The organism is Bacteroides sp. MSB163 (genome assembly GCF_036416795.1).
Classification (GTDB): Bacteria; Bacteroidota; Bacteroidia; order Bacteroidales; family Bacteroidaceae; genus Bacteroides; species Bacteroides maternus.
The window spans coordinates 1,954,495-1,965,734 of the sequence record NZ_CP143867.1 but is presented as its reverse complement, the minus strand read 5'-3'; the positions used below and the strand labels follow the sequence as shown (position 1 = coordinate 1,965,734).

13 protein-coding genes are annotated in these 11,240 nt (G+C 37.7%); 12 read left to right on the top strand and 1 reads right to left on the bottom strand.

The window, feature by feature from the left end:
- The first annotated feature begins 168 nt into the window (after window positions 1–168).
- The 7 genes from VYM24_RS06805 (at window position 169) to VYM24_RS06780 (ending at window position 5,862) form a co-directional block, all read left to right on the top strand.
- The gene (locus tag VYM24_RS06805) at window positions 169–318 is read left to right on the top strand and encodes a hypothetical protein (RefSeq protein ID WP_291550368.1); all 150 of its coding nucleotides are present in this window, start codon (window positions 169–171) and stop codon (window positions 316–318) included.
- Window positions 319–804: 486 nt separating this feature from the next.
- Complete coding sequence (locus VYM24_RS06800; protein WP_330941821.1) at window positions 805–2,547, top strand: tetratricopeptide repeat protein; 1,743 nt, start codon at window positions 805–807, stop codon at window positions 2,545–2,547.
- The gene (locus tag VYM24_RS25390; protein WP_425286640.1) at window positions 2,525–3,022 is read left to right on the top strand and encodes a DUF3244 domain-containing protein; all 498 of its coding nucleotides are present in this window, start codon (window positions 2,525–2,527) and stop codon (window positions 3,020–3,022) included. Before VYM24_RS06800 ends, VYM24_RS25390 begins: the two co-directional genes overlap by 23 nt.
- 82 nt (window positions 3,023–3,104) lie before the next feature.
- Entirely contained in the window at window positions 3,105–3,719 is a 615-nt protein-coding gene (locus VYM24_RS06795) for a tail fiber domain-containing protein (protein WP_299093541.1), read from the top strand.
- 21 nt (window positions 3,720–3,740) lie between these two features.
- Complete coding sequence (locus tag VYM24_RS06790; RefSeq protein WP_299093543.1) at window positions 3,741–4,034, top strand: hypothetical protein; 294 nt, start codon at window positions 3,741–3,743, stop codon at window positions 4,032–4,034.
- 78 nt (window positions 4,035–4,112) lie between these two features.
- Window positions 4,113–5,066, top strand: coding sequence for an acyltransferase family protein (locus VYM24_RS06785; RefSeq protein ID WP_330941820.1), 954 nt, complete (start codon window positions 4,113–4,115; stop codon window positions 5,064–5,066).
- A gap of 22 nt (window positions 5,067–5,088) precedes the next feature.
- On the top strand, window positions 5,089–5,862 hold the full coding sequence (locus VYM24_RS06780) for a class I SAM-dependent methyltransferase (RefSeq protein WP_330941819.1): 774 nt from the start codon (window positions 5,089–5,091) through the stop codon (window positions 5,860–5,862).
- 11 nt (window positions 5,863–5,873) lie between these two features.
- On the opposite strand, the gene VYM24_RS06775 is transcribed toward VYM24_RS06780, so the two are convergent.
- Window positions 5,874–6,275, bottom strand: coding sequence for a DUF6125 family protein (locus VYM24_RS06775; RefSeq protein WP_299093547.1), 402 nt, complete (start codon window positions 6,273–6,275; stop codon window positions 5,874–5,876).
- A gap of 36 nt (window positions 6,276–6,311) precedes the next feature.
- On the opposite strand from VYM24_RS06775, the gene VYM24_RS06770 reads away from it, so the two are divergent.
- From VYM24_RS06770 to metG, 5 genes are all read left to right on the top strand, one after another.
- On the top strand, window positions 6,312–6,779 hold the full coding sequence (locus VYM24_RS06770) for a hypothetical protein (RefSeq protein ID WP_029426502.1): 468 nt from the start codon (window positions 6,312–6,314) through the stop codon (window positions 6,777–6,779).
- 52 nt (window positions 6,780–6,831) lie between these two features.
- The gene (locus VYM24_RS06765; protein WP_299093552.1) at window positions 6,832–7,275 is read left to right on the top strand and encodes a hypothetical protein; all 444 of its coding nucleotides are present in this window, start codon (window positions 6,832–6,834) and stop codon (window positions 7,273–7,275) included.
- Between the two features lie 93 nt (window positions 7,276–7,368).
- Window positions 7,369–7,794, top strand: coding sequence for a hypothetical protein (locus VYM24_RS06760; RefSeq protein WP_299093554.1), 426 nt, complete (start codon window positions 7,369–7,371; stop codon window positions 7,792–7,794).
- Between the two features lie 207 nt (window positions 7,795–8,001).
- Window positions 8,002–9,060 (top strand): hypothetical protein, encoded by a 1,059-nt coding sequence (locus tag VYM24_RS06755; RefSeq protein ID WP_330941817.1) that lies wholly within the window; start codon window positions 8,002–8,004, stop codon window positions 9,058–9,060.
- 132 nt (window positions 9,061–9,192) lie between these two features.
- On the top strand, window positions 9,193–11,232 hold the full coding sequence (metG, locus tag VYM24_RS06750) for a methionine--tRNA ligase (RefSeq protein WP_291550380.1): 2,040 nt from the start codon (window positions 9,193–9,195) through the stop codon (window positions 11,230–11,232).
- The last annotated feature ends 8 nt before the right edge of the window (window positions 11,233–11,240 follow it).

Here is an 11,240-nt window from a genome sequence, read left to right as displayed (position 1 = left end):
CGATCAAAAGACCATGCAGTATAACCTGAACCGTACTTGCTCCGTACCAACTCCGTAGTTTCTCCATATAGAGGTACTTCTGACCGAAGAAGGTACGGAGCAGGTACGACTCAGATACGATTCAAAATCAGACTTACCTAGAATTACATTACTTGTTTTCAAGTGTAAATGCAAACATTGTGGCTGCGATACCTGACGGAAATCAAAGACCAAGCACGCTGGGTGCCTGCAGAACTCCTTGCCAACCCGGAACTGTCATCCGTTTTCGTCTCTAATATTTTTGTTCCGCTCGTCATCGCTTATATAGAGCAATGGTGAGCGAAACTTTTTATGCGCTTCCCTTCAGGAGCGGTTATGAATCTTTTCACCACAGGGACAATACTGTTTCGATACGATCTAATAACAATGCACGTACATCACTATTACCTTTCCCCCGTAAAAAGCTTGCATATCTACTGAAGCATGCCTACCTCTACTGTTCAAGATGCCATCTTGTGTTGCTCAAGATGGTATGTTGCACTACACAAGATGGCATCTTGAACAGCAAAGCAAAGGGAGTTCCAGTTCTCAAGGTAATAAGTTCCAAGTGTCATGTCCCTATGCTACTGACATTGAGAAGCATAGATACCATCCGGCACGAAACACTGACTCGCATTATTAATCAGTGAATATCAATGCTGTAACGCCAAAATTATTGTCAGAGGCTCTGAAGATCAAAAAGAAAATGAATTTCACTCCCCGACTTCAAAAAAGTTTATTACCTTTGTACGATTTAATAACACTAACAACTAAAGCAACACGCGTATGAAATGGCCTAAACCACTACTAATAATCATTCTTTTACCACTTTACTTCCTCTCCTGTGACAGTAAACCTTATCCTCATATATTACAGCTTGCTGACTCCCTTATAAATATTTGTCCGGACAGTGCTATTGTATTATTGGAACAATTCAAGGATAGCACTTCTCAAGAATCTAAAGAAACACAAATGTATTATCAACTGCTGACTATAAAAGCCAAAGACAAAGCGTATATTACACATACTTCCGATAGCTTGATATTGGAAGTACTACACTATTATGAAAATAAAAAGGATAAAGAACACCTACTGGAAGCATACTACTATGCCGGACGAATATATAGGGATTTGGGAGATGCACCGCAGGCATTGGAGTATTTCTTCAAAGCTATTGAATCTGCAAAAGATTGTACAAACTATAGGCTAATCAGCCGAATCTACAGCCAAACGGGAATGTTATATTTATATCAGGAAACCTATGACGAGGCTTTAGAAGTCCTCAGGAAAGCTTATCAATACAATATTTTAGCCGATGACAGTATAGGTGTAATTTACAATTTAAGAGATATAGGGCGAACATTCACCACACTCAATTGTGCAGACAGTTCACTCTATTATTATAAAGAAGCTTTCATAAAGGCTGAGCAAGTGCATAGCGAACATTTAATGGGTATAGTCCTAAGCGAATTATCCAGCCTTTATATCCAGTTAGATATGTATCCAGAGGCCAATGATGCCATTCAACGTTCCAATCAATATATAAAAGATTTAGGATTAGCTCCTCATTATGCTATATTAGCTGATTATTACCATCGCACCAACCAATTAGACTCTGCTATTTTTTATTATACAAAAGCTGCAAGTTTCAACGATTTCTACCAAAAACAAGGTAGCTACAAAGAGTTAGGAAACATAGCCCGTAAAAAAGGCCAATACAAAGAAGCCATGGAGTATTTTGATAAATATCTCATATACACCGACTCTATTAAAGAAATTATCAATACAGAAACGATTCGTAAAATGCAGTCTCTGTACAATTACCAACTAAAAGAGGAAAAGAATCGTGAACTACAGCAAGAAAATGAGAAACAAGAACTTTGGCTTACAATTTTGATCTCAACTATCATGTTATCAATAACACTCATCATCATCTATCAACAATACAATAAACGTAAAAAACAAAAAATACAAGAACAACAGAGATTATTGAATGAACATAAAGAAAAACAATATCATGAAAGCCTTCAATATATAGAGTACAATAAAAAACAACTCTGCCAATTGGAAGAAAGTCTGAAACAAGCAGAAAACGAGAAGAATGAATTGAAACGAAATCTGATTAACGCCCAAAAAGAACTATTAGAACATACCAATAAACAAGTTGAGGCCAAACAAAGAACATTGCAAATTTCCGAAACAGCATTAAAAGAATCTGATATTTATAAGAAATTCCACTTAGCTAATGGAGATTCAAAATTAAAAGAAGAAGATTGGAATACCTTATCTGAAATGATAGACAAGATATACTCTCGCTTTACAGCACGACTTTACACTCTCCATCCATTTAATGAAAAAGAAATACGCATCTGTTTACTTATCAAGATTGACCTAAAGCCAAGTCAAATAGCTCCTCTTATTCCATGTGCCAAGCAGACATTAACGTCTATTCGAAAAAAAATGTACGAAAAGACTCATAATCAGCCAGGTAGTCCAGAATTATGGGATGAGTTTATTCGAGAATTCTAAAGCATCGTACAAAAATCGTACTCCATATCGTACAAAGTTCGTACTAAAACGTAATCTTAATCTAAAAAATGGTTCGTTTATTTGTGATCGAATCACAATAATAAATATTATGAAACTTTTTACAGTTATATTCTTCACATTAACTATGGAATTCTTCACTTTTATGTCTCATAGTGAAGAGAAAAGAGTAGAAGTTATAAAGCGACATTGGTTTGAAGATACGCGTTCAGTATCTTGTGTTCCAACTATCACACATGATAGCAATACCGTCTATATATATTCGGATATTGTTTTAGACAATCTTCAGATTATAATAAAAGATACAAGGGGGACGATTCTTTATTCCAGTACAACTACTATACCAACTACTCAATGCTATTCTTTTACAATAGATAATATAAAAGAAGGGGATTTCATCATAGAATTAAAACATGAAAAGAAATATCTTTATGGTTATTTCAGCATTCACCAATAGTATTAAAATATTTGGCAATGCCTAAAATAAGAAACAACGTTGTTCTATAATATTTTTAGTATTAACAATAAAATTATTCACTATGAAAACGAAAACAACAACAATTTCAAAAACTATTTTAGCTTTAGCTTTATTGATTATTTGCACTATGGTTAATGCGCAAATCAAGTATGACAGCAAAGGGAATTTAACAATAGGAGATCTAACTCAGTATAAATACTATAGTCAAACAATCCTCAGTAATGGTGTATATTTAACAGGTCCAAGTAGTAATTTCTTTCAAATTGATGTAACCCCAGCTGCAACTCGTTTGGCAAGTCATTTGGATCAAGTAGTGTTCTATAATTCACAAACCAGTACATTCAACAGTATTCAGGTAAAGAATGTATATAATTATTCTGACGCTAGAGCTAAAAATAGCATCCAATCCCTATCCCAAAGTTTATCCATTATTAAACAACTCAGACCCGTTTCATACAATTTCACAGACAATTCCGATAACACCAAGTTCAGAAAAGGTGGAGATGGAAAGGAAATCGGACTATTGGCCCAGGAAGTAGAGCAAGTTCTACCCAATATTGTCCTGACTGATCCAGATGGAAACAAACTGATCAACTACACGAGCCTCATAGCAGTACTTATTGATGCTGTTAAAGATCTAAACGAAAAAGTCGCTGCATTGGAAGCTCAACAGTAATTAAGAAAGGGGAAAACAGACATGAAAAAGAAATCTATATTAATTACCGCCTTTGCACTCGTTATCATCATAGGCTGTACAAATGACGGAGTTATTCCGATAGAAGAAAGCAATGTCCTAACCCGCACTGCGACTCAAACCATATTCAGTAATCAGACTGTAACATCCAACAGAACTGTTACGGGCACAGATATATTATCTGAAAATATCACAGTCAGCAATGGTGCCAAACTTATCCTAAAAGGAAGCCAAAGTATAACCATAAATAAACCTTATACTATAGAAAAAGGTTGCCAACTGGAAATAACACACTAATCGTTTTAGGGAAGAGAAAGAAGAGGGAAGAGGATTTTCATTGTCTTCCCTCTTCTCAACGACACAAAAAAACAATTTATGGAACACCGTATTCGAGAATTAGACTACCTGAAAAGCATTTTCATTCTTCTAATGGTTGCTTTCCACTTGGTGTATATAGGCGATAAATATCCTTATGCAAAGCAGATTGTATATACATTCCATATGTCCGCCTTCCTTATTCTATCCGGCTATTTGACCAACATCCAAACAGACACCGGAAGTTTCTTAAAAAAACAATTATGGATTTTTATCCCATACATCTGCATGGAGACAGGCTATGTCATTATGTCCTATATCTTACCCGTCAGAGAAAGCGTATCAGAAGTTACCCCAACCTTATTATTACACAAAATATTTGTTAAACCAATAGGTCCCTACTGGTATCTGCACACCCTCATCATCTGTAGCCTTATTTATTATTACATATTCCGTTATATTCATGCAACAACCATTTCACGCATAATACTATTTGGCGTATGCCTGTTCACAATATCTTATTGGGGAGTACTTATGGCATTTGCCAATGCCATTTACTTTCTTGCAGGAGTCATTATCAGACAAAGCAAACTACCATTCACCCATATCTTTCAGGCGTCACTCCTCGCCCTTATTCCTATCGTAATACTCTGCTGTTTCCCAGATAATCTGAACAGGGGAACATTGGCAGGTATTATCATTACTTACTTGGCAATCAGCATACTATTGTATATTCACCGCTACTTGCCCGAATGCATCAAACAAAACTTTTACTTTATTGGTCAAAATACTCTTGTTATACTTCTATTCTCTCCGATTTTCACAATCTTATGCAAGGTATTTCTACCAGTTTTACAGTTTGAGCCAACTGGAATGCTTTTTATGTTCACATCAGTCTTTTTCACAACAATGGGCTGTTTAGCAATGGCATGGGGCATGGACAAGCTACATTTATCCCACTTCTTCTTTGGGAAAGACACCATTTTTAAACCGATAATGAGATTAACAAAATAGAAATAACAGACTTACTAACATTATGCAAGAACGACAGAAAAACAGGAAACTCTACTTCGAGGAACTTTCCATAACAAGCAAGAAATACTATATTCCTTATATCTCGAAATTCAAGAAGATTAAAGAAGGAATGAATATTTTAGAGATAGGATGTGGAGATGGGGGCAATCTGTTGCCCTTTGCCGAACTGGGATGCAGCACGACAGGAGTCGACATATCCGCAGGTAGAATTAAGGATGCCATCCTGTTTTTTGAAGAAAGACAAATCAAAGGAAACTTCATTGCATCCGATATCTTCAAGCTAAAAAGTCTTGAGCATAATTTTGATTTGATTATCTGCCATGACGTGATAGAACATATAGAGGACAAGGCAATGTTCTTATCCAATCTGCCGAAGTATACTAAACCCGGAGGTCTTATTTTCATGTCATTCCCCGCATGGCAGATGCCATTTGGAGGGCATCAACAAATATGCAAAAGCAAGACAATCTCTCATATTCCCTTTATTCATCTGCTACCCGCCTTTATGTATAAAAGCATTCTGAAAATGAGTGGAGAAAACGAAGATTGCATTAAAGAACTTTTGTCCATAAAGGAAACCAGAACCCCCATAGAGTTATTTGAAAGACTCGTGCGCAAGAATCATATCACAGTTGTAGACAGACAATTGTTCTTTATAAATCCTCATTATGAAATAAAATTCGGACTGACGCCCCGAAAGCAGTCTGCAATAATCGCCGGTATTCCATATCTAAGAAATTTATTCACTACATCATGTTTCTACATTTTGAAATGAGATTCTCCGTATTATTCATTCAAAGTAAACTGCCAGGCGCAACAGCAGCTATTATCGGTAATATCCGGATAGCAGCTAAGACATTCGCAAGTAATGCGTTCATCTATTGTTTTAGCAAAACCGCTATATTCAATTATACCCACCGATTTACAAGGATGATATTCCACCTGTTTTCGTTTGCGGGCTGTTTGCACATGACATTCAAGCGTGCGATACACCAAAGTTTTATTGTCTTTCCCCAAAATAATCTCACCATTATTTATATTCGCATAAAAACGCAGCTGCAAGGCTTTTGCCAAGCCCTCCAGTCCTGCATGTTCCGGCAATCCGAGGAATTGTTTTATTCTTCTCGCCTCTGTTATTGTGAAAGACAACATAGAAACAGAGAAGCAGTGCATTATTCTAAAAGCCATGTAATTCCGTACCTGAAGTTGTTATATAAACCCATTATGATGAAATACCTATATAAATTCGGACTAAACTATATAACGCCAGTTATAAGGATACAGTTATCTTATAATCGGTTATACCGTGTCCCTAAGTTTCGTACCCCTAAAAATGAAATAAATGATATTCATTGGGGAATAATAATCTTAGTATTTAGTGAAATACTGATACAAATGGTGATACCATTTTTTGTTTATGCCCGTTTATGGCATCCTGCACCAAAGAATTTAGTATATAGCGTTGTAGTAATTGCAGCTATAGTAGCAATATTATTTATGCAAAAAGTAAAAAAGGAAAAGGTGTATGAGAATTTGACAGAGGAAGCTAATAAGCTAACTAAAGAAGAACATAAAGCAAGAAGAAAGGCACTAATACCTACATTCTTATTATATTACATGCTCCCCATAGCATACGTAATGCCGTTGTGTGCACTGTTTCAATATCTCATCCCCAAAGGATATCTACTATAATGCTGTACAGATTCGGAATAAACTTCAATGGGCAATATTAACAATTATCTTTATGGATACATTCATTTTCAAATATACAGAGACATTGGCACGGATAATACTGACTGGAAATCGGTTAGGGAGAGTTACAGGAAATGAGACAGTGAACGTATTTATCACACTTGTCATTTGTCTTGGCTCGCAATTGGTCTTTATCGCTGCCGTACCTGTTTATATTCATGCCAAACTGTATCATCCCTTACCTAAAAGTATCATCTATCTGATAATAGCAATATGTGCTATTATCTCTTTCTGCATAGTCGGTATAATTTCTGAGAAAGGTGTAATAAAACATTTAATTGAAGAAGCAAGAGCTTTATCCGATGAAGAACATCGCATCAGACGAAAATCTCTTATGCTAAGATTTATTTTTGCCTATGCGCTTTTTCCTGGGTATTGTATGTTAGCAACAGTATTGTTTGATGTCTTATTAAAATACTGTACAAATTCACATTAAGTTATATAACACCGTTCATAAAGGCGCATTATAACCAGTTACAGAATGCAAGTTGTCAACAACGGGCAATATTAATAACTAAAAATTATTTTTATGGATACATTCATCCTTAAATACATAGAGACATGGATACGGGGAATACTGACCGGAAACCGGTTGGGGAGAGTTGCAGATAACGAAACGGTTAACGTATTTATTACGCTTGTCATTTGTCTTGGATCACAATTGGCCTTCATCGCTGTCATACCTATTTATACTTATGCCCACGTGTATCATCCCATACCTAAAAACATCACTTATCTGATATTGGCAGTATGTGCTATAATCTCTTTTTGCATAGTCGGTGTGATTTATGAAAAAGGTATAATAAAACGTTTGATTGAAGAAGCGAGAGCTTTATCCGATGAAGAACATCGCATGAGACGAAGGGCACTCTTACCGAGATTCATGTTTACTCATGCGCTTTTCCCTGCGTATTGCTTTTTACTTGCATTGCTATTAGGAGCCTTGTTGAAATGATATATAAATTAGGTCTAAGTATGTCACCCTAATTAGTTTATATTATTCTCGTTTTATAAATCCTTTATTAAAAGGGCTTTCATGAATATGATAATATAAACTTATTTAGAGGAGGTACTTATACAAATTAATTTTATACATTTGCGTGATACTTTATTAATTATGAAGTAAACGTCAATCTATACAAACTTTATAAGCACCCTAATTATGATGAGACTGAACTACTCTTTATTTGGGATACTGTTACTGCTTTGGAGCGGATGTGATTTTTCGATGCAAGAAATAAAACCAGAAATCGAGCCGCCGATAGTAGTAGAGAAAGATCCTGTTGATATAAAAGTATTTATAGAAACTGTAACGAGCGATAAAACCTATGATTACATAGATTTATTGGGTAGAGGATTTGACTGTAAAAAGAGTACCATAAAGGGATATATAAATGTAAAAGGCAAAGTTATTGATGTAGAACGTCTGTTAGCAGGTGACGGATATGATTATGTAAAGCAGGAACCAATAAAACTATTTCGATATTCTCCAATAGAAGAACATTTATTTTACAATGGAGGAAACTGGGTTATAAGTGAGAATCGAGATTTGAATAAATATATTGATAATATTTATTTGAAGAGTCAAGTAGAAACGAGGATAGGGGATATTACTCTTAAACTGTTCACAGAAGACGTAGGAGATATGGAGGAAAACCTACAGGGGGATTATTTTTACAAGGCGGAATATTTACAGCCTACCAGCAGATTTACCCTTCCTCACATTTGGCCACGTTACTTATGTTTTTTCTTGTCTGAAGAGTTCCTGAATGACTTAGAGAAGAGTGACGGAGATGAAATAGTGAAGAAATATGGTACTCATGTTCTTACTGATGTGCTCTTGGGGGGATATTCATCTATCTCTTATGTTGCTCAATATACCTATATGCTATCTGATGTGGATTTTAGAAAGCGAGTTCAAGTTTATACCAATTATTTGGCTCTATCCCGTTATTCTGTGGAGGTAACCCAAATTTTTGAGGAGTGCAGTAAAGTGAATATTCATTTTAAAACAAATGGAGGCAACCCGTGGTATATTGTCACTGAAGGTGATAAAATTATAGGCTATGATAAATGGTTTAAAGGAATTAATAATCAAGTGGGAAGTTTAATCGGAATTGGGAATTCTACCACTCATATATATTTAATAAGTGATTTTGTAAAAGATGAAAAGAAGAAAACCGAAATAGAAAAAGCGATTTTACGGTATTGCAATCAATAACCGATACACAATTTCTGAATCTTTTTGAATACATCATTGGACATTTCATTGTCTTCTCTTTTTCTTTGAGTGGAAAACCGTTATCTTTGCACACTAAAATGCGCTCATAACAAAAGAGATACATATATCACAATGGAAAAGAAATTCAAACGCACTACCGTTACGTCGGCATTGCCCTACGCTAACGGCCCCGTTCATATCGGACACTTGGCAGGAGTTTATGTACCCGCTGATATCTACGTCCGCTATCTGAGACTGAAAAAGGAAGATGTAATCTTTATCGGAGGTTCGGACGAACACGGAGTACCCATCACGATACGCGCCAAGAAAGAAGGTGTAACCCCGCAAGATATAGTAGACCGATATCACACGCTCATCAAAGAGTCTTTTAAAGAGTTCGGCATCTCATTTGATGTATATAGCCGCACAAGTTCAAAAACTCATCACGACACCGCTTCGGAATTCTTCCGTAAGCTGTACGACAAAGGCGATTTTATCGAAAAAACAAGTATGCAGTATTACGACGAGGAAGCCAAGACTTTCCTTGCCGACCGCTATATCACAGGCGAATGTCCCCACTGCCATGCAGAAGGTGCCTACGGCGATCAATGCGAGAAGTGCGGTACGAGCCTCAGCCCCACAGACCTGATTAATCCGAAAAGTGCCATCAGTGGAAGCAAGCCCGTAATGCGCGAAACGAAGCATTGGTATCTGCCGCTTGACCAACACGAAAGCTGGTTACGCCAATGGATTCTGGAAGATCATAAAGAATGGCGCCCCAATGTATACGGTCAGTGTAAAAGCTGGCTTGACATGGGCCTGCAACCCCGTGCAGTAAGCCGTGACCTTGATTGGGGGATTCCTGTACCCGTAGAAGGTGCGGAAGGAAAGGTGCTGTATGTATGGTTTGATGCCCCTATCGGCTACATCAGCAACACAAAAGAGTTGCTGCCCGACACTTGGGAAACCTGGTGGAAAGATCCCGAAACCCGCCTGATTCACTTTATCGGTAAAGATAATATCGTATTTCACTGCATCGTATTTCCTGCCATGCTGAAAGCGGAAGGCAGCTTTATTCTGCCTGATAACGTACCGAGTAATGAATTCCTGAACCTGGAAGGCGACAAGATTTCGACTTCACGCAATTGGGCCGTATGGTTGCACGAATACCTGGTAGACTTCCCCGGCAAGCAGGATGTACTTCGCTATGTGCTGACAGCCAATGCGCCTGAAACTAAAGACAATGATTTCACCTGGAAAGATTTCCAGGCACGCAATAACAATGAATTGGTAGCCGTTTACGGTAACTTCGTGAACCGTGCCCTGCAACTCACCAAGAAGTATTTCGATGGTGTAGTACCCGCTGCCGGTGAACTTACGGACTACGACCGCGAAACACTGAAAGAATTCTCTGATGTAAAAACAGAAGTAGAAAAGTTACTGGATGTATTCAAGTTCCGTGATGCACAGAAGGAAGCCATGAACCTGGCCCGCATCGGAAACAAATATCTGGCAGATACCGAACCTTGGAAGATCGCCAAAACGAATATGGATCGTGTAGCTACTATCCTGAACATCTCTCTGCAACTGGTTGCCAACCTTGCCATTGCATTCGAACCATTCCTACCGTTCAGCAGCGAGAAACTACGTAAGATGCTGAACATGGACAGCTTCGACTGGGCTACTTTGGGCAGCACTAATTTATTGCCGGCCGGACACCAGTTGGCTACTCCTGAATTGCTCTTCGAGAAGATAGAAGACAGCGTTATTGAAGCACAGGTACAGAAGTTGCTTGATACGAAAAAGGCTAATGAGGAAGCCAACTACAAAGCTAATCCTATCCGCCCGAATATCGAATTCGATGACTTCATGAAGCTGGATATTCGCGTGGGCACCGTATTGGAATGCCAGAAAGTCCCCAAAGCCGATAAATTACTGCAATTCAAGATTGCCGACGGACTGGAAAACCGTACTATCGTCAGTGGTATCGCACAGCACTACAATCCGGAAGAACTGGTAGGCAAGCAAGTATGCTTCATTGCCAATCTTGCTCCGCGTAAGCTGAAAGGCATCGTCAGCGAAGGTATGATCCTCTCTGCCGAGAACTTTGACGGTTCGCTCTCTGTGGTTACTACGATGAAGGAAGTGAAGCCGGGTAGTGAAGTGAAGTAAATAATAAT